Annotated in this window: 18 protein-coding genes; 7 read left to right on the top strand and 11 right to left on the bottom strand. The window is 51.1% G+C overall.

The features are described from left to right. The first annotated feature begins 77 nt into the window (after positions 1-77). Genes BQ6873_RS16095 through BQ6873_RS16085 form a run of 3 tightly spaced genes read left to right on the top strand, consistent with a single transcriptional unit; the run spans position 78 to position 3,674 of the window. On the top strand, positions 78-596 hold the full coding sequence (locus tag BQ6873_RS16095; protein WP_076593570.1) for a sorbitol dehydrogenase family protein: 519 nt from the start codon (positions 78-80) through the stop codon (positions 594-596). Positions 597-606: 10 nt separating this feature from the next. Further along, positions 607-2,259 (top strand): GMC family oxidoreductase, encoded by a 1,653-nt coding sequence (locus BQ6873_RS16090; protein WP_076593569.1) that lies wholly within the window; start codon positions 607-609, stop codon positions 2,257-2,259. Then, positions 2,256-3,674 (top strand): c-type cytochrome, encoded by a 1,419-nt coding sequence (locus tag BQ6873_RS16085; protein ID WP_076593568.1) that lies wholly within the window; start codon positions 2,256-2,258, stop codon positions 3,672-3,674. Before BQ6873_RS16090 ends, BQ6873_RS16085 begins: the two co-directional genes overlap by 4 nt. 104 nt (positions 3,675-3,778) lie before the next feature. Here the strand turns inward: BQ6873_RS16085 and ylqF are convergent, their stop codons facing one another. Beyond that, on the bottom strand, positions 3,779-4,729 hold the full coding sequence (ylqF, locus tag BQ6873_RS16080; RefSeq protein WP_076593567.1) for a ribosome biogenesis GTPase YlqF: 951 nt from the start codon (positions 4,727-4,729) through the stop codon (positions 3,779-3,781). A 321-nt stretch (positions 4,730-5,050) separates the two neighbouring features. Between ylqF and BQ6873_RS16070 the strand changes: the two genes are divergently transcribed. Beyond that, complete coding sequence (locus BQ6873_RS16070) at positions 5,051-6,073, top strand: transporter (RefSeq protein WP_076593565.1); 1,023 nt, start codon at positions 5,051-5,053, stop codon at positions 6,071-6,073. Positions 6,074-6,361: 288 nt separating this feature from the next. Further along, positions 6,362-7,468 carry a lytic murein transglycosylase B gene (mltB, locus tag BQ6873_RS16065; protein ID WP_076593564.1) on the top strand — a complete coding sequence of 369 codons (1,107 nt, stop codon included), beginning with the start codon at positions 6,362-6,364 and terminating at the stop codon, positions 7,466-7,468. A 39-nt stretch (positions 7,469-7,507) separates the two neighbouring features. On the opposite strand, the gene BQ6873_RS16060 is transcribed toward mltB, so the two are convergent. Next, a complete protein-coding gene (locus BQ6873_RS16060; RefSeq protein ID WP_076594174.1) occupies positions 7,508-8,062 on the bottom strand; it encodes a YaeQ family protein in 555 nt (184 codons plus the stop codon). 155 nt (positions 8,063-8,217) lie between these two features. Here BQ6873_RS16060 and BQ6873_RS16055 point away from each other — a divergent pair, with 155 nt between their 5' ends. Next, complete coding sequence (locus BQ6873_RS16055) at positions 8,218-8,778, top strand: DUF1415 domain-containing protein (protein ID WP_076593563.1); 561 nt, start codon at positions 8,218-8,220, stop codon at positions 8,776-8,778. A 418-nt stretch (positions 8,779-9,196) separates the two neighbouring features. Further along, positions 9,197-9,508, top strand: coding sequence for a hypothetical protein (locus BQ6873_RS16050; RefSeq protein ID WP_407928066.1), 312 nt, complete (start codon positions 9,197-9,199; stop codon positions 9,506-9,508). Between the two features lie 29 nt (positions 9,509-9,537). Here BQ6873_RS16050 and cysM read toward each other — a convergent pair whose 3' ends face one another. From cysM to BQ6873_RS16005, 9 genes are all read right to left on the bottom strand, one after another. After that, complete coding sequence (gene cysM, locus BQ6873_RS16045) at positions 9,538-10,440, bottom strand: cysteine synthase CysM (protein ID WP_076593561.1); 903 nt, start codon at positions 10,438-10,440, stop codon at positions 9,538-9,540. Positions 10,441-10,601: 161 nt separating this feature from the next. Further along, positions 10,602-11,105: a ComEA family DNA-binding protein gene (locus BQ6873_RS18380; protein ID WP_076593560.1), complete on the bottom strand. Its 504-nt coding sequence runs from the start codon at positions 11,103-11,105 to the stop codon at positions 10,602-10,604. A 223-nt stretch (positions 11,106-11,328) separates the two neighbouring features. After that, positions 11,329-12,504 carry a lipopolysaccharide assembly protein LapB gene (gene lapB / locus BQ6873_RS16035; RefSeq protein WP_076593559.1) on the bottom strand — a complete coding sequence of 392 codons (1,176 nt, stop codon included), beginning with the start codon at positions 12,502-12,504 and terminating at the stop codon, positions 11,329-11,331. A 50-nt stretch (positions 12,505-12,554) separates the two neighbouring features. Then, positions 12,555-12,869: a LapA family protein gene (locus BQ6873_RS16030; RefSeq protein ID WP_076593558.1), complete on the bottom strand. Its 315-nt coding sequence runs from the start codon at positions 12,867-12,869 to the stop codon at positions 12,555-12,557. A gap of 131 nt (positions 12,870-13,000) precedes the next feature. Continuing rightward, positions 13,001-13,306: an integration host factor subunit beta gene (locus tag BQ6873_RS16025; RefSeq protein ID WP_011871954.1), complete on the bottom strand. Its 306-nt coding sequence runs from the start codon at positions 13,304-13,306 to the stop codon at positions 13,001-13,003. A gap of 10 nt (positions 13,307-13,316) precedes the next feature. Then, positions 13,317-14,996, bottom strand: a complete 1,680-nt coding sequence (gene rpsA, locus BQ6873_RS16020) for a 30S ribosomal protein S1 (protein WP_076593557.1) — start codon at positions 14,994-14,996, stop codon at positions 13,317-13,319. Positions 14,997-15,184: 188 nt separating this feature from the next. Further along, entirely contained in the window at positions 15,185-15,862 is a 678-nt protein-coding gene (gene cmk, locus BQ6873_RS16015) for a (d)CMP kinase (protein WP_076593556.1), read from the bottom strand. Between the two features lie 95 nt (positions 15,863-15,957). Next, positions 15,958-17,283, bottom strand: coding sequence for a 3-phosphoshikimate 1-carboxyvinyltransferase (gene aroA / locus BQ6873_RS16010; protein ID WP_076593555.1), 1,326 nt, complete (start codon positions 17,281-17,283; stop codon positions 15,958-15,960). Continuing rightward, positions 17,280-18,185, bottom strand: a complete 906-nt coding sequence (locus BQ6873_RS16005; RefSeq protein ID WP_076593554.1) for a prephenate dehydrogenase — start codon at positions 18,183-18,185, stop codon at positions 17,280-17,282. The genes aroA and BQ6873_RS16005 overlap by 4 nt, the downstream gene beginning before the upstream one ends. Positions 18,186-18,215 lie beyond the last annotated feature (30 nt).

The raw sequence follows: 18,215 nt of genomic DNA, 5'->3' as shown, positions 1-18,215 counted from the left end.
TCAACAACGCGCATACAAACGTATATAGCAAACACTCTTGCATTCAGCAGTACTACTAAAAGAGGATCACATCTGCCATGGATACCTTAGGTAAAGACGTCGAGACCACTTCCTCATTCACACCGACGCGACGCCGTCTATTAGTCGGCATGCTATCTGCCTACACCGCGTCGCTGATCCCTTGGGCATTAGCGCAACCGGTAGCGGATGACAAGCAAGGCGCATTTGTCGCCGTATCTGCCATTCTTGTCGGCCGTACTACGCTGGATGCGATACAGGCCACGCGTTTATATGATGCACTCACCGCCAACGATGCGGACTTCCCGAAAAAGGCGCAAGCACTACTTGCCTTGATCGAACAACGAAAGATAGACCCACTCCAGTTACAGCAAACCCTGGATACAGAAAACTCTGATCTGGCAGACACTCCAAGAAAAATCGCCAGCGCCTGGCTCCTGGGCATAGTGGGTAGCGGCGAGAAGGCGCGTGTCTACGCCTATGAAACTGCGCTCAATGCAGAAATCGTGTCGGACATCTTGAAGCCACCTACCTACTGCTATGGCACCTACGGTAGCTGGACAAAAAAACCAACATAAGGAGCATCAGATGCCTAACGATTTATCCGCAGACTTTGTCATTATTGGCTCCGGGATCATCGGCTCCTTGATGGCGCAGAAATTTGCACAAGCTGGTGCATCGGTCATTATTCTGGAAGCCGGACCACGCGTCACACGCGGTGAGCTTGTCGCGCGCTTCAGAAATTCTCCGCGCCGCAGCGACTGGATGTCGCCCTATCCATCCGTGCCCTCTGCACCGCATCCGATTTATCAGCCGACCAAAAACAATTACTTCATGCAAGCCGGTCCGTATCCGTATGAGGCAGAGTACATACGCCAAGTTGGTGGTACCACCTGGCATTGGGCAGCACAAGCATGGCGCAACGTGCCTAGCGACTTCAAGATACATAGTCTGTATGGCGTTGGCGTTGACTGGCCGTTTAGCTACGACGATCTGGAACCCTACTATCAGGAAGCTGAAGAAATCATGGGCGTATCCGGCGCGCCGAATACAGGCTCGCCACGCAACAAACCATTTCCGATGGAACCAGTCACAGAACCGTATGCGATGCAACGCCTGCGTGAACGTCTGGACCCAGTCTATGCAGTCGTCAGCAACACCACCGCACGCAACAGCCGCAGCTATGATGGCCGACCTGCTTGCTGCGGCAACAACAGCTGCCAACCAATTTGCCCTATCGATGCGCAATATCACGGCGGTATTGCCGCAGCCTCGGCCGAAGCCGCAGGTGCCAAACTGATAGCGAATGCCAATGTCTACAAACTGGAGCACGATGAAAAAGGTCGTGTGACCGCAGCCTTGTATTACGACCCTGATAAAAATTCGCATCGCGTCACCGGAAAAACTTTTATCGTCGCCGCCAACGGCATAGAGAGTCCGCGCTTGTTGTTGCTATCTGCCAGCGACAAATTTCCAAAAGGTTTAGCCAACAACCACGAAATGGTGGGACGTCATCTGATGGATCATCCCAGCACATCACTGACCTTCGATGCAGAAGAAGATCTCTGGCTCGGTCGCGGCCCGCAAAGTCCCAGCTCCATCAACACGATGCGCGATGGTTCTTTCCGTTCCGAACATGCCGCATATCGCCTCGACTTCACCAATATCTCGCGCGTCGATAGCACGACTCAATCATTGATCGCTGCTGGCGTCTACGGTGTTGAATTTGAAAAACGATTGCGCTACAGCGCTGCGCACGAGCTCAACGTCAAGAACGTGCTGGAAGTGCTACCCGATCCTGAAAATCGCGTCACGCTCGGCAATGAAAAAGATTCGATGGGCATCCCCAAACCGCAGGCGCACTATGCGATCCACGACTACACCCGCAAGGGACATGAGCGCTCACAAGAAGATTTCAAGCGCATTGCAGAACTGATGGGCGGCAGCAATCTTCGCTTCAGCAAAGAAGGCGTGTTCGCTAACAATCAGCACATCTGCGGCACTCTCAGCATGGGCACGGATCTCAATGTGTCGGTGTGTGATCAATGGGGACGTACGCATGATCACGAGAATCTGTACTGCGCTGGCACCGGTCTGTTACCAACCGCTGCCACCTGCAATTCAACCGAAACCGGGCTGGCAGTAGCCTTGCGTACCGTGCATCACATACTTGCAGAACAAAACAAGGCACCTGCGCCATCTGCCGCTACCAACTCAACGTCAGAAAGGCAGCCAACATGAGATCGCCACTATGTTTGCATGGTCTTCTTGGCGCTAGCGTACTGGCGCTACTCAGCTTGAATGTCTACGCTGCAACTGAAAACGTCGCTGCAGTGGGCGCAGATGCCGATATGGTCAAGCGCGGTCAATATCTGGCAACAGCAGGTGACTGTATTGCCTGCCACAGCACACCGCATGGCAAACCCATGGCTGGCGGTCTGGCGCTACCGACACCTATCGGCGACATCATTGCAACCAACATTACGCCATCCAAGACGCATGGCATAGGCAACTACACACTGGAGCAATTCAGTAATGCACTACGCAAAGGTGTGCGTGCAGATGGCCAGCGCCTGTATCCGGCGATGCCTTACACCTCTTACGCACTGGTATCGGATGACGATACCAAGGCGATGTACGCCTACTTCATGAACGGTGTACAAGCGGTCGATGCTGCACCGACGCAAAGCACTTCACTGCCCTTCCCCTTCAACATCCGTCTATCAATGGCGGCGTGGAATATATTGTTCCTCGATAGCAAACCCTTCGTCGTCGATAGCAGCAAAAGCGTCGAATGGAATCGCGGTGCTTATCTGTCACGTGGACTCGCTCATTGCAGCACTTGTCATACGCCACGCAACATGATGATGGCGGAAAATCTCTCGAAGGAATTGGCCGGTGGTGATGTAGGCGTATGGCACGCGCCGAATATCACATCAGATGCCAACAGCGGCATAGGCGGCTGGAGCGAACAAGAGTTGGTCAACTACATGCAAACTGGTCGAGCCACCGACAAAGGTCAGGCATCGGGACCAATGGCAGAAGCTGTTGATCACAGCTTGCGTCATTTAACGCCGGAAGACTTGCGCGCAATTGCCGTCTACATACAGAGCGTGCCTGCCGTACATGACGCAGCCGACAGTCGTCCTGTCTATGCGTGGGGATCTGCGAAAAACGAACTCAATACTATTCGCGGCATGCCCTTGCCTAAAGACTTGAATCAGATGACGGGACCGCAACTCTACGATGCACATTGCGCGACCTGCCACCAAGCCAGCGCACAGGGTAGTTTTGATGGCGGCTTGCCGCCGCTGTTTCACAACACTGCACTTGGCAGGAGCAACTCCAACAATCTGGTGATGGTGATGCTCGACGGCATACAGCGACAAACGGAGACCGAAGAAATACTGATGCCGGGTTTTAAAAATGCCCTATCGGATCAGCAGATAGCAACGCTGGGAATATATCTGATCAAGCAATACGGCAACCCGGCCAGCACCGTCACTGTCGACCAGGTCAAAACTTTACGTGCCGGTGGTGGCGCATCTAATCTGGCGCTTCTGGCACAAGTGGGAATCGCAGCTATCGCCATAGTGATCCTCGCTGTGCTCTTGCTATTCATGAGACGCAGACGTCGCAATACTCCTTCAACGTAAGGAGACAATGCTGTCGGCGGCATTATCAACTTGAGTCAACAGCCATAAAAAAACCCGCAAGTTTTAAACCTTGCGGGTTTTTTATATTTCTTGCCGAGACTTATTTAACGACGGCGTGAAAACGTATCATCACGATTTTCTTCTGGCGCATCTTCTTCACTATCGTCTTCTACATCACTCAAGGATGGCGGCGGTTGGAAGCTGGCCAGCAAGGCGATGCGGCTTTCCGGTGTTTCCAGACTGATGCGACCAATAGCGCCAGTACGGTAATCCTGCAAAAAGGTATGTGCTGCTTTTTCCAGATCAAGCTCGCCACCTTTGATGCGGAAACCACGACGCAGAGCCACGCCTTCGATCACGCTGACACCATCGATGCCTTCGGTAGGAAAGCCGTAACGTGCAGTCAGCAATTTCGGATAGTGCATCAAAATGATGTCGGCCAGAAAGGTCGCGACTTCTTCTTCAATCAACGCGTTGCTACCAATCGCATGACTGGCTGCCAGCATCAAACCGTCGCTAGGATGCTCAATCTTCGGCCACATCATGCCCGGTGTATCGGTCAACACCATGTTATTGCCGAGATACAGACGCTGCTGCATCTTGGTCACTGCTGGCTCATCGCCAACTTTGGCAACGCGCTTTTTGAGCAATGCATTCATCAACGTCGATTTACCAACGTTAGGAATGCCCATGATCATGATGCGTAACGGTTTCAGTGCCGTACCGCGATGCGGAGCAATCTTCAAACTCAAGCCAGGGATTTTGGCAACGTCGGACGGCTTCTTGCAACTCAAGGCAACCGCGTGCACACCCTTCTGCTTGTTATAAAAATCCAGCCATTTTTGCGTAGCGATAGGATCGGCAAGATCGCTCTTGTTGAGTATCTTGAGGCAAGGCCGCTGGCGAAACGTGCGCAGCTCTTCGATCATCGGATTGCGGCTCGCTTGCGGTACGCGCGCGTCCAGCACCTCGATGATCATGTCGGTCTTTTCCATGGCTTCCGCCGCCTTCTTGCGGGCGGCGTTCATGTGACCTGGGTACCATTGTATGGACATGCGTGACTTTATCTTAAGGAAGCAAGCCGCTATTTTACTCGCTCGCAGCCTCCTCCGAGAGGAAGCCGCGCCTCCTTTCGTCATATTCCGGGCATTAATCATCCCAAAATGTCATACACACGTCATATCCGGCATGCAGACTATGTTCCGCAGCGCCAACGGGGACCGGCGCGAGAAAGGCCCCGACCAATTCCTTTGCGATGCTTTTGCTCATATCGACATTGCAACAAACTTGTCTATCGTGCACTTCCTTCGCTCCTTTTATCCCTCGCATGGCACGCAACCGTGTGTCGGCATCGCTGTCCCCTCACTGAATAAACGATGATAAGCGCCAACGGCTTGACCTACGGTTCAGATCAATCCGGCTTGATCTGGGGATTTTTATTCAAACCAGACTTGCCTGCGAGTCTGATTAACTCCAATCAGGCATTGGAATGGTTAAACCAGAAATCAGAATATCGCCCCGGTGAATTCATCTGGCTGCACTTCAACCTGAGTAATACCGCCAGCGAAAAATGGATAATCGAACATGCGGGCGTGGTCGACGAGTTCAACGAAGCTCTGCACGACGGCTCACGCTCCACCCGCATTGAACTGGCCGATAACACCTTGATCGCCGTCGTCAATGATGTCCTGCACAGCTTTTCCTTCGAATCAGCCGATATCGCCACCCTGTGGCTCAGCGTCACGCAACATGTTGTCATCAGCACACGCCGAACTCCTTTGAAGTCCATTGAGCGCCTGCGCCAAGCAGTCGAAGGCGGCGACACGATACGTTCATCAGTCGAATTGCTGATCCATCTGCTGCGCGATCAAGCCGATGTACTGGTTAAGATCGTGCGCGATGCTGTCGCACGCATCGACAAGGTGGAAGACAATTTACTCGCCGGTCGCTTGAACAAGCAACGCACCGATCTCGGCGCGCTGCGCCGCATACTCGTTCGTCTGCAACGTCTGCTGGCACCGGAGCCGGCAGCATTGTTTCGTCTGCTGCAAAAACCACCCAACTGGGTTGCTGAACTGGATACGCAAGAATTACGACAATCGACAGAAGAATTCTCCGTCGTCTTGAGTGATATGAGCTCGCTCCAGGAACGCATCAAATTGCTGCAGGAAGAAATCGCGGCGCAGGTCAATGAAGAAAACAATCGTAGCCTGTACGTGCTGACCATCGTCACGGTGCTGGCATTACCGATCAATATCATCGCTGGTCTACTCGGCATGAATGTAGGTGGCATACCGCTGGCGGAACACTCATACGGTTTCTGGATCGTTGCCGGCATAGTCGCGACATTCACAGTCGTGGCGGGCTGGTTTGTCATACGCAAGCAGAAGCAGGATTAAAAGCCCACACCGTATCTGTACAAAGCCAAGCCACGCTTTACACAACAATCCAACACCACAGATTCAATACACGTTGAATTACCAGCCGGGCAAGCAAAAGGATTTGCTAGGCCTGCTCGCCTTCGGTAACATCAAGCGACTAGCGATAATGCTGCAGATCAGCGCAACAAAGTAATGCGGCCACGCACATAAAAAGCTGCACCTCCGTTCAGCATGATTACTTGCTCTACTGAACTATCGCGCAGCAGATGCTGTCCACACTCACATCATTCCCGAATACATAATTCAATGAAATTTCCGTTTCCCTCCAAACGATCTGCCTCGCTGCTCGCACTCTCATCCATTCTTGCCCTGAGCGGTTGCGCCTTTGCTACCGATACCAACAAGAAGCCAGCACCAGTTGCCAAAGCCAAGAAAGTCGTCAAACCGGTGCAAGGCGATGAATTCGCCAACTTCTCGCAATGGGGTGATGTATCCAACTTTATCGACCAGATGGTAGAGAAGAACGGCTTCGACAAACGGCAATTGCAAGCGACTCTGAATAAAACCCACTACGTCGACAGCGCTATACAGTTGATGAAACCAGCGCCACCGGGCAAACCGAAAAACTGGGCAGCCTACCGTGCCCGCTTCGTCGAACCGGTACGCATCAATGCCGGTGTCGCCTTCTGGAATCAATATGCCGATGCGCTGGCCCGCGCTGAAGCGCAGTACGGCGTACCGGCAGAAATCATCGTCGGCATCATTGGTGTAGAAACCGTCTATGGCCGTAATACCGGTAACTTCCGTGTGATGGATGCCATTACAACGCTCGCGTTTGCCTATCCAGACACACCGAATCGCACCGCGCGCATGAACTACTTCCGTGGCGAATTAGAGAACACGCTGCTATTTGCGCGCGATGAGAACATTGATCCGTTTTCATTACTTGGCTCTTATGCAGGTGCCATAGGTTGGCCGCAGTTTATGCCAGGCAGCATACGCAAGTTCGCGGTTGATTTCGACGGCAATGGTCACATCGATCTGCGCAACTCGCCAGTCGATGCGATTGGCAGCGTCGCCAACTTTCTGGTGAAGCACGGCTGGCGTACAGGTGAGCCGACTGTCTTCCCTGCCAAAGTGGATATGACGGAAAACTGGCAACGCTTTATCGGTCAGGGATTGGAAGCGAAGTTCACTCTGGCAGAAATGAAAGCAGCCGGCGTGACGCCGCTGGTTGAACCACCTGCCGATATGCTGTTCGGTCTGGTGGATTTACAGAATGGCGCCGATGCTAGTGAATACTGGCTGGGTGCACCTAACTTCTTTGCGATCACGCAATACAATCGCAGCTTCTTCTATGCGATGTCCGTGATTGATCTGAGTCGCGCAGTGCGCGCGGCGCGCAATCCCTAAGTAATACAGTAGCCGACCAACGCTGTTGGCGGCCACTGATCAACGCGCTGCGTTCGCTGGCGCTTTCAAGCAAGTCAAATCAATCTGGATTGATTCGCCATCGCCGTTAATCCAGACTTGTGCATCCTGGATCGTGCACTGCAATTGCATATTACGCTGTGCAAGTTTGGCTAGTGCCTGGCTGGTTGCCGCCGGCAGATTAAATACACTTAGATTCTTTGCGCGGTCGACCTTGTTGGCGATTTGATTCCACCAAATATTGCTCATGCTGCTATAGCTATAGATGATGACGCGATTGGAACGACCACAAGCCTTCATGATGCGCTTGTCGTCCGGCTGACCAACTTCTATCCAGAGATCGATCGCACCAGTCAAATCCTTTTGCCACAAGTCAGGCTCATCATCCGCACTCAAGCCTTTACCGAATGCAAGTGCCTCATTGGCATGTAATACAAAGGCCAGAATCCTGACCATCATGCGTTCATCCGTTTCCGATGGATGACGCGCAATCGTCAGCGTGTGACCATCGTAGTATTGCCTGTCCATATCGGCAATTTGCAGATCGGCTTTGAAGATAGTTGATTTAAGTGCCATGAATTCTACTTTGATGAAAATGTCGCGATAGCGCGGAACGGTGGCAAGAATAGCCGATCCGCCTATCGCATGGCGACATTTTTTAACTGACACGGCAGTAACATGGAAATTGCTACAAACGTTTAAAATAGAAGACTAATAACAGGATGTCCTGCATGCAAACAACTCAACACGATGCAATTGTCGCGGCCACGCAAGCGTGGATAGAGAAAGCCGTTATCGGCTTGAATCTCTGTCCGTTTGCCAAATCCGTCTACGTCAAAAACCAAATCCGCTATACGGTCAGCGAAACCACTGAGGTAGATGCCTTGCTGGAGGAGCTGGAAGCGGAATTGCAAATTTTGCACGCCAGCGATCCTGCTGCTGTCGATACGACTTTGCTGATCCTGCCTAAGGTGTTGGGGGATTTTCTGGACTATAACGATTTTCTCGATCTTGCCGATGCTGCTATCGAGAAACTGGAATTGGACGGCGAAATTCAAATTGCCAGCTTCCATCCTGACTACCAATTTGCCGGAACCAAGGCCGACGATATCGAAAACTATACGAATCGTTCGCCTTACCCGATTTTGCATTTATTACGAGAGTCGAGCATCGAACGCGCCGTCGAAGCCTTCCCGGAAGCGGAAGATATATACGAAAAGAACATGGAAACGCTGCGCGGACTCGGAATAGAAGGTTGGCAAAATTTACATTTGGTCACACCACCGCGCTGAAACACGGAATAACATACAAGTATTATTTAACAGAGAATGTTGCCAAAAAGAATCATTCCTTAAAACAACAACAAGCGTTGATTTTTAAGGATTTTTTGGTGAATTCAGGCAGAAAAGAATAAAATTTCAATAACGCTACTTTTCTCAAAAAGAAAAGATTGTTTGATGGAACTCTTAGCCAATTGTGAGGCCAAAAGTACACTGAGTTGTAATTGCTTTTTTGAAATTTCTTGCTATATTGATTGCATATAGTTAATTTTTTCATATATAGCCTTGAAAAAGTCGTCGCCGCCTGCAACTTTACTAATGTGACAAGACTCCAATCAGTAGCCGTCGAAATTGCAACACAATTTGCATTTCCCGATCCCACGTTTGACATTTTGAAATCGAAGATATTATGACTACTCCGGATAGCCAAATGACTAGTAACCGACTCGCAGATCAAGTTGCGTACGATCCCAATCATCTGCTGGACTCGTTGATTGAAAGACTGCATCTGAAAAATGATGCGGCTCTGTCGCGCGCACTGGAAGTCGCCCCGCCAGTAATCAGCAAAATTCGCCACCGCCGTTTGCCGGTTGGCGCATCCTTGCTGATTCGCATGCACGAGGTGAGCGATTTAAGTATTCGCGATCTGCGTATTCTGATGGGCGATCGTCGCGATAAATTCCGTATCAGCGACAAGCAATTCAAGCCTAAAGAAGGCGTTGCGACCGAATCGCACGAGTAATACTGCCGTATAGACAGCGTATTTCCGGTTTAGGCTGGGAATACGCCTGTTGAAAGGTAACGATCGCCTCTATCGCAGACGATGAAGACTACTGTTGCATTCTCTACAGTTTGAGAAATTCTGAGCGCAACTTCACACGCGCCCGCAGCTGAAATCCCGCAAAAAATCCCCTCTTCTATCGCTAAACGCCGTGCCATTTGTTCGGCAACGGCTTGGCTCACGTATTCAAGCTGGTCGACTTTGCTCGAATCATAGATTTTTGGCAGATAAGCTTCCGGCCATTTTCTGATTCCCGGGATTTGTGAACCTTCATCCGGCTGCACGCCGATGATCTTGATATCCGGATTCTGTTCTTTCAGATATTCCGATACACCAATGATCGTGCCTGTGGTCCCCATGGCACTGACAAAGTGCGTGATTTTCCCGCCAGTATCGCGCCAGATTTCCGGCCCGGTGGTTTCGTAATGCGCGCGAGGATTATCTGGATTGGCAAACTGGTCAAGAATCAGCCCTTCGCCATTCTTTTGCATTTGCTCAGCCAGATCGCGGGCATATTCCATGCCGCCCGTTTTCGGCGTCAATACGATCTTTGCGCCATACGCTGCCATTGCTTGGCGGCGCTCTTCGCTCAAGTTCTCTGGCATCAGCAAAATCATCTTGTAACCGCGCATCGCCGCTACCATCGCCAACGCAATACCGGTATTGCCGCTGGTCGCTTCGATCAAAGTGTCGCCTGGCTTGATATCACCGCGCTCTTCTGCATGTTTGATCATCGACAAGGCAGGTCTGTCCTTGACCGAACCTGCCGGATTATTCCCTTCAAGCTTGCCGAGAATAATATTGTTGCGACGCGCAGCATCTTCGCCGGCCAGTCGTTTGATTTGCACTAAAGGTGTATTGCCGATGGTGTCTTCAATGGTCAAATATTGCATAGTGAGTGCTTGGCTACTGTGTCTGGGAAAACGTCATTTTAATCGCAGATGCCATCACGCGTACAAACTCGATCAAAACCAGGCGCACAGCAAAAAGCCCCTGCAATCTGCATTGTAGGGGCTACGCCTTCAAGCACTACTGTAAACGCTTGCTCTCTTCGTTACGGCTTTGCCGGTGTGCTTTTCGTATCGCTCGTTTTAGCAGCTGCCGGTTTGGATGTATCGGTTTTAGCAGTCGCCTTGGACGTATCTGCTTTGGTCACAGGTTTAGATGTATCCGTTTTGGCAGCAGGCTTGGCTGTATCAGATTTAGCCGTAGACTTGGATGCGTCTGTTTTGGTGCCAGTATCGGTTTTCGCTGCAGGCTTCTGCGCGGCAGGTTTGCCGGCATTCGGCTTGGAAACGCCACCCACGGTTAAGCCGGCTTGTGAAAATTTATCCGAATTTTTATCGCCTATGCCTTTCACGCGTGCTTCCAGGTCAGCCCAATCCTTAAAATTTCCGCCTTTTTTACGCTCATCCAGAATCGCCTTCGATGTAGCCGGACCTATACCTTTGATTCCATCAAGTGCGGCTTGGTCAGCCTTGTTAACATCCACATCCGCAAACGCAAAGCTTATCGATGCAAGGGTCATTGCAATAGCCAGCAATAATTTCTTTAACATTGAATATCTCCAGTCAATTTGTGAAAATGCTAGGAATGGCGATGCTCTCCGCCATAATTTATTATTAAACGCACAATAAATTAATTGAAGTATAACGACATTTAAATTCAAATGTCATTTAGATAATTACATCGTTTTATGAAGATCGCCTGGAAAGGCAAGACTTGCGGAGAGATTTGGCTATCTGATTAGAAGTATTACTAGCAATCAGATAGCCGGAAAATCAGTTCATTACATTCAGTTCTTCGGTACGACGCGGCGGATAAGTTTCCCATTTGCTGCAGCCTGGGCATTGCCAATAATATTGACGCGCCTTGAAACCACAATGGCTGCATTGATAGCGCGCCAGTTTTTGCGTATAGCCATGCACCAGATTCTGGACCATGGACAATTCTGAGCGCATCTCTGGCGGCGCATCCATCAAACGCGCTTCCAGCAATTTATCCAGCCCCAGCAAAGTAGGCGTACGACGTAATTCATCACTGACCAGTTGCGTTGCTGCGTCTACACCTTCCAGCTCCAGCACCGCCTTGAATACGACATCGATCAAATCGATAGATGACGCTTCAGCCAGATAGAACTTCAGCAGATTAGCGCCTTCCTGCGCACGCCCTACAGCACGGTAACCATCCATCAAGCGCTGCGCAACCAAAGCCACATGCGGCACGCTCTGATGCTCGACACGACGCCAGGTCAGCAACGCTGATTCGATATCACCTTTGGCCAATTGCGCATCGCCCAGCAGAATAGTCGCGCGCACATTTTTACGATCGGCTGCCAGTGCTTTTTCCAGCAAAGTAATCGCTGCATCAGGATGTGTGTGCACCAGCTCATCCTGTGCGAGTTCGCAATAGAACTGCGCCACTTCCTTCTGACGTCCGCCTGCACCCGACTCCTGCAAGCCTTGTGCTGCTTCGATGGCGCGCTCCCATTCCTTTTCACGCTGATAAATTTCCAGCAACGCACGTCGCGCTTGCGCGCTGTATTGCGTATCGATCAGTAGATTGAAAGTTTCTTCTGCGCGATCAAGCAAACCCGCGTTTAGATAATCCTGACCTAATTCGTATTGCGCATGCACCTTGTGCTCTTGCGGCAAATCGGGGCGTGCCAGCAAATTTTGGTGCACGCGAATAGCACGCTCAGTTTCACCGCGGCGGCGGAACAAATTACCGAGGGCAAAATGCAGCTCTGCAGTTTCCGGATCCAATTTAACGATCTCGATAAAAGCATCAATCGCTTTATCGGGCTGCTCGTTCAACAGGAAATTCAAACCCTTGAAATAGCCGCGCGGCAGGCTGCGCGATTCAGAAACCAACTGTTTGATATCAACGCGCGCAGCAATCCAGCCCAAGGTAAAAAAGGCTGGAATGGCAAGCAACCACCAAGTTTCAAATTCCATGCAATGTTGTGTTGTAGAGAGTAATCAAATGACTGAAAAAGACACGCGACTCAAAGATGAATCACGGCGTCCGGTTGTGGCGGCTGCGACTTCGCCAATGCTTGTTCTTGTACTTCTTTTTGTATCGCGGCAATCGTCTTCTTATGCTTTGCCAGCTCACGACGGTGACGGAATACCGTCGGCGTCATCGCCAACACACCCAGCGCTGCACCACCTGCAAAGAAACCCAACAATAAAAGAACCAGCGGCCCACGTATTTCGTAACCAAGGAAAAACTGCAGGGAAACTTCCTGCGTATTCTTCAAGGCAAAACCGAAGAACACGACGAAAAGTACGACAGCAAGGATTCTAAGAAGGATTTTCATGGCGCACATTCCTTTTATTGAACAGATCAGGCAAAAACATCCGATCAGTTTGACACAGCAATAGATTAACGAAATTGTACGTGAAAAAAAACGGCATCCGAAGATGCCGTCCTTATTTCGTTACAAACAACTCAGTCTTCGATAATCGGTTGCCCGACCATCGCATCCACACGCTCACGCAACTGCTTGCCCGGTTTGAAGTGCGGTACCCGTTTTTCCGGAACCATCACCTTGTCACCCGACTTAGGGTTGCGACCAATACGCGGTGGGCGGCTATTGAGTGCAAAGCTGCCAAAACCACGTATCTCGATGCGCTGTCCGGTTGCCAAGGCATCAGACATTGCATCAAGTATGGTTTTGACCGCGTAATCCGCATCCTTAGCTACCAGTTGTGGATAACGCTCAGCCAAGCGAGCAATGAGCTCCGACTTTGTCATTGACGATTACTTAGTTCTTGCTGTTATCGAGCTTAGCTTTCAGCAATGCGCCGAGGCTGGTCGTACCGGATGCAGCGTTCGAATCCGACGACATTTTTTGCATTGCTTCTTGCGTTTCAACATTGTCTTTAGCTTTGATCGACAGTTGGATGCCGCGTGCTTTGCGGTCAACGTTGATAACCATCGCTTCAACAGTGTCGCCGACTTTCAGGTGCGTACCAGCATCTTCCACGCGGTCGCGGGAGATTTCGGAAGCGCGCAAGTAGCCTTCAACTTCTTCGGACAATTGAATCACTGCGCCTTTAGGCTCAACCGATTTAACGGTACCAGTAACCAACGCGCCTTTGTCGTTCATTGCAGCGAAGTTGTTGAATGGGTCGCCTTCGAGTTGTTTAACGCCGAGGGATACGCGTTCACGTTCCACGTCGATTGCCAACACGATTGCTTCCAGCTCATCGCCTTTCTTGAAGCGACGAACAGCTTCTTCGCCTGTTTCTGTCCAAGACAGATCCGACAAGTGAACCAGACCGTCGATGTTGCCAGCCAGACCGATGAACACGCCGAAGTCGGTGATCGATTTGATCGCGCCGCGGACTTTGTCACCTTTCTTGTGGGTGACAGCGAAGTCGTCCCATGGATTAGCTTTGCACTGTTTCATGCCGAGGCTGATACGACGACGTTCTTCGTCGATTTCCAGAACCATGACTTCAACTTCATCGCCCAATTGAACGACTTTGTTTGGTGCCACGTTTTTGTTGGTCCAGTCCATTTCGGAAACGTGAACCAGGCCTTCGATGCCTTGTTCAACTTCAACGAACGAGCCGTAGTCGGTCAGGTTAGTGACTTTACCGAACAGACGTGTGCCTTGTGGGTAACGACGTGACAGACCGGTCCATGGATCGTCGCCCAATTGCTTGACGCCCAGCGAAACGCGGTTTTTCTCTTGATCGTACTTGAGGACTTTTGCGGTGATTTCTTGGCCGACGGTGAGTACTTCCGAAGGATGACGCACACGACGCCATGCCAAATCGGTGATGTGCAACAGACCATCGATACCGCCCAGATCCACGAACGCGCCGTAGTCGGTGATGTTTTTAACAACGCCAGTAACGATGGTGCCTTCTTTCAAGGTTTCCATCAGTTTTTGACGCTCTTCGCCCATCGATGCTTCGATGACAGCGCGACGCGACAGCACAACGTTGTTACGTTTGCGATCGAGTTTGATAACTTTGAATTCGAGTGTTTTGCCTTCGAATGGGGTCGTGTCTTTGACAGGACGTGTATCAACCAGCGAACCCGGCAAGAATGCGCGGATGCCATTGGTCAAAACGGTCAGACCGCCTTTGACTTTACCGTTAACGGTACCGACAACGATTTCGCCAGACTCCATCGCTTTTTCGAGCGAGAGCCACGACGCCAGGCGCTTAGCCTTGTCGCGCGACAAGATTGTGTCGCCAAAGCCGTTTTCGAGGGATTCAATAGCGACGGAAATAAAATCGCCAACGTTGACTTCGAGTTCGCCATTGTCGTTTTTGAATTCTTCGATTGGAATAAATGCTTCCGACTTCAAGCCAGCGTTGACGATAACGAAGTTATGGTCGAGGCGGACAACTTCAGCCGAAATCACTTCACCAGAACGCATGTCCTGACGTGACAACGATTCTTCAAAAAGAGCGGCAAAACTTTCCATACCAACAGGTGTATCTTGGATTGAGGTGACAACAGTAGTCATAAGATGATTAATACAAGTTGACCAGAATTCGTGGTTAATCGATTTGTCGTATAAAAAACAAAGCGAACGAATAATGGGTTAGGTTTTTCAACGCCTGCCAGACTTTGCGTCTGGACAGACACCAGGTACTTCTACAACAAACAGCTTTATTTATTCAGATCTGCATACCAGGCCAGCACCTGATCTACCGCCTGCTGCACGGTTAAATTCGAGGTATCTAGCAAATACGCCCCTTCTGCGGGCTTGAGCGGAGCAACTGCGCGATTCGCATCGCGTGCATCCCGCTCGTTCAAATCCTTCAGAAGGTCTTCTATATTAGCAGAAAATCCCTTGTCAATCAATTGCTTATAACGTCTTTCCGCCCGCGCTTCAGCACTGGCAGTCAGGAAGACCTTCAGCTCCGCATCAGGGAAAATCACGGTACCCATGTCGCGCCCATCGGCAATCAGGCCTGGTGCTTCACGGAAACGCAGTTGCAAATCAACCAAGGCCTTGCGCACAGCCGGCAAAGCGGCAATTTTTGATGCTGTATTACCAACTTCTTCCGCACGTATCGACATCGTGACATTTTCACGATCGAGGAAGATGTTGCCATCTTTGAAGCCGCAATTGAGGGTTTCCACCGATTTAGCCAAAGCTTGCTCATCGTCCAGCGCAATGCCGCGATACAGCGCAGACAAGGCCGTCAGGCGATACAGAGCGCCGGAATCAAGGTAGTGGAAACCCAATTCAGTCGCGACCAGTTGCGCAACCGTGCCTTTGCCGGAAGCGGTAGGACCGTCAATAGCGATGACAGGAATGGCGGAAGATGGAGTGGATGTCATTTCAGGAGTGTGTCAAAAATACAACTAAGGCGCAGAACCAGAGTCGTTGGGAGAAATAAATTCATGGCGAGATGATTGCTGCATCTCGCCACGCATTAAAACAAGCTGTCTTCGGCAATCTTGGCAAAGGCCTCGAAGTACTCAGGGAAAGTCTTGGCCACACATTGCGGATCGTTGATACGCACCCTGTTACCACGACGCGCAGCGCCATCCAGCGTCGCCAGCGAAAAGCACATCGCCATCCTGTGATCATCGTAAGTATCGATCGCTGCTGCTTGTATCTCTGCCGGCGGCGTTACCTTCAGGTAGTCGTCACCCTCTTCCACAATCGCACCCAACTTGCGCAATTCAGTCGCCATTGCGCTGATGCGATCGGTTTCCTTCACGCGCCAACTGGCGATATTACGCAAAGTACTAGGACCGTCGGCATACAGAGCGGCAACCGCAATCGTCATTGCAGCATCAGGGATGTGATTGAAATCGGCATCGATCGCGCGCAAGACGCCATTCGATTCCGCTTCTATCCAGTTGTCACCCATGCGTATGGTCGCGCCCATTTGTTCCAGCGCTTCAACAAAACGCACATCGCCTTGAATACTGTTTTTACCCACGCCTTCGACACGCACCGGACCACCAGCAATCGCACCGGCCGCAAGGAAGTAGGATGCCGATGAAGCATCACCTTCCACATGAATGGTGCCAGGACTGACATAACGCTGCCCTGCTTTAATCGTGAACGTCTGCCAGCCATTGCGCTGTACTTCTACGCCAAAGCGTTGAATCAGGTTCAGCGTAATTTCAATATACGGCTTGGAAATCAGTTCACCGATCACGGTGATCGTTACATCCTGCTCGCGCGCCATCAAAGGCGCAGCCATTAACAATGCAGTCAGAAATTGGCTGGACACATTGCCGCGCACCGACATCTGATGTGCATGAATAAGACTGCGTTGGATATGCAGTGGCGGATAGCCCGGCTCACCGGTGTATTCGATATGCGTACCGATGGCATTCAAGGCATCGACCAAATCACCGATAGGACGTTCGTGCATACGCGCTACGCCATGCAGTGTGTAATCGCCCCCAGTAACAGCCAATGCTGCCGTCAACGGACGAATGGCGGTACCAGCATTACCCATGAACAAATCAGCCTGATGTACAGGGAAAACGCCGTTCACGCCGTGCACGACATAATCCTGCGACTCGCCGATTTGTTCCCATTTGACGCCTAGCTTTTGCAAAGCCATCAGCATCACATGCGTATCGTCGGAAGCGAGTAAATCCTTGATGTGAGTCGTACCGTTCGCCAGCGCAGCCAACAGCAAAGTACGATTGGAAATACTTTTAGAACCAGGCAAACGCACCACGCCTTTCGCGTGCATTGCCGGTTTCAGATCAAGATAATGCGGATAGTGTTTCATTCATCGCCATCTGGTTTGGGCTGAGGAGGTTCAGCCGTTTCTATGCTGCGCTGCCAGTTCTGGCGCGCACGCTGTGCATTCGCAAACATTGCCTGCATTGCTTCGCCATCTTTCGCCGCCAACTGCGCACGGAAGCGCGTCAACTGAGCGATGTATGCGTCCAGCTCATTTAATATTGCATCTTGATTCGACAGACTGATATCGCGCCACATTTCCGGCGAAGAACCGGCAATACGTGTGAAGTCACGGAAACCGCTAGCCGCATATTGGAACAATAAATCGGCATGCGGCTTGTTCGCAATATCGTCCACCAAGGCATACGCCAGCAAGTGCGGCAAATGACTGACCGCAGCAAACACAGCATCGTGATTTTCTGGCGTCAGCTGATGGATGATCGCACCGCATTGCTGCCAAGCTTGCGCCACCAATGCGACGTCAGCAGCCGAATTCTCGGCCAAAGGCGTCAACACAACCTTCTTGCCTACATATAGATCGGCAATCGCAGCTTCCGGTCCATTCGCTTCCAATCCTGCAATCGGATGCCCAGGGACGAATTGCGCAATCTTCTCACCTAGTACTGCACGCGCAGTCGCAACGACTTCACCCTTGATACTGCCTGCATCGGTCACGACAGTACCCGCCTGCAAATACGGCTTGATCGACTTCAGAATGGCGGCCGTTTGCGCTACCGGCGCTGCCAACAATACCAAGTCGGCATCACGCAATGCTTCTTCCACTGAAGTACTGGCGACATCGATAATGCCCAACTCTTTGGCACGTTGCAGAGGCGCCGCAGTGCGGCCCACACCCACGATTTGTTCGACCGCGTCCGCTTGGCGCAAAGCGCGCGCAAACGATCCACCGATCAAACCTACTCCAAAGATGACGATTTTTTTAAGCACGAGAGCACAAGAAAACGGTTGATCGGTTCA

Origin of the sequence: Herminiimonas arsenitoxidans (assembly GCF_900130075.1) — a bacterium.
GTDB classification, from domain to species: Bacteria; Pseudomonadota; Gammaproteobacteria; order Burkholderiales; family Burkholderiaceae_D; genus Oxalicibacterium; species Oxalicibacterium arsenitoxidans.
Note: the sequence above shows the minus strand (reverse complement) of the source record. Positions and strands in the feature narration are given on the sequence as shown.

Bases quoted from the DNA above. Each gene is read 5' to 3' on its own strand.
- BQ6873_RS16050 (WP_407928066.1), top strand. From the start codon at position 9,197: ATGACTAGTAACCGACTCGCAGATCAAGTTGCGTACGATCCCAATCAT.
- BQ6873_RS16070 (WP_076593565.1), top strand. From the start codon at position 5,051: ATGATAAGCGCCAACGGCTTGACCTACGGTTCAGATCAATCCGGCTTG.
- lapB (WP_076593559.1), bottom strand. From the start codon at position 12,504: ATGGAATTTGAAACTTGGTGGTTGCTTGCCATTCCAGCCTTTTTTACC.
- BQ6873_RS16090 (WP_076593569.1), top strand. From the start codon at position 607: ATGCCTAACGATTTATCCGCAGACTTTGTCATTATTGGCTCCGGGATC.
- BQ6873_RS16025 (WP_011871954.1), bottom strand. From the start codon at position 13,306: ATGACAAAGTCGGAGCTCATTGCTCGCTTGGCTGAGCGTTATCCACAA.
- BQ6873_RS18380 (WP_076593560.1), bottom strand. From the start codon at position 11,105: ATGTTAAAGAAATTATTGCTGGCTATTGCAATGACCCTTGCATCGATA.
- BQ6873_RS16055 (WP_076593563.1), top strand. From the start codon at position 8,218: ATGCAAACAACTCAACACGATGCAATTGTCGCGGCCACGCAAGCGTGG.
- BQ6873_RS16085 (WP_076593568.1), top strand. From the start codon at position 2,256: ATGAGATCGCCACTATGTTTGCATGGTCTTCTTGGCGCTAGCGTACTG.
- BQ6873_RS16060 (WP_076594174.1), bottom strand. From the start codon at position 8,062: ATGGCACTTAAATCAACTATCTTCAAAGCCGATCTGCAAATTGCCGAT.
- BQ6873_RS16095 (WP_076593570.1), top strand. From the start codon at position 78: ATGGATACCTTAGGTAAAGACGTCGAGACCACTTCCTCATTCACACCG.
- rpsA (WP_076593557.1), bottom strand. From the start codon at position 14,996: ATGGAAAGTTTTGCCGCTCTTTTTGAAGAATCGTTGTCACGTCAGGAC.
- cmk (WP_076593556.1), bottom strand. From the start codon at position 15,862: ATGACATCCACTCCATCTTCCGCCATTCCTGTCATCGCTATTGACGGT.
- BQ6873_RS16030 (WP_076593558.1), bottom strand. From the start codon at position 12,869: ATGAAAATCCTTCTTAGAATCCTTGCTGTCGTACTTTTCGTCGTGTTC.
- ylqF (WP_076593567.1), bottom strand. From the start codon at position 4,729: ATGTCCATACAATGGTACCCAGGTCACATGAACGCCGCCCGCAAGAAG.
- cysM (WP_076593561.1), bottom strand. From the start codon at position 10,440: ATGCAATATTTGACCATTGAAGACACCATCGGCAATACACCTTTAGTG.
- aroA (WP_076593555.1), bottom strand. From the start codon at position 17,283: ATGAAACACTATCCGCATTATCTTGATCTGAAACCGGCAATGCACGCG.
- mltB (WP_076593564.1), top strand. From the start codon at position 6,362: ATGAAATTTCCGTTTCCCTCCAAACGATCTGCCTCGCTGCTCGCACTC.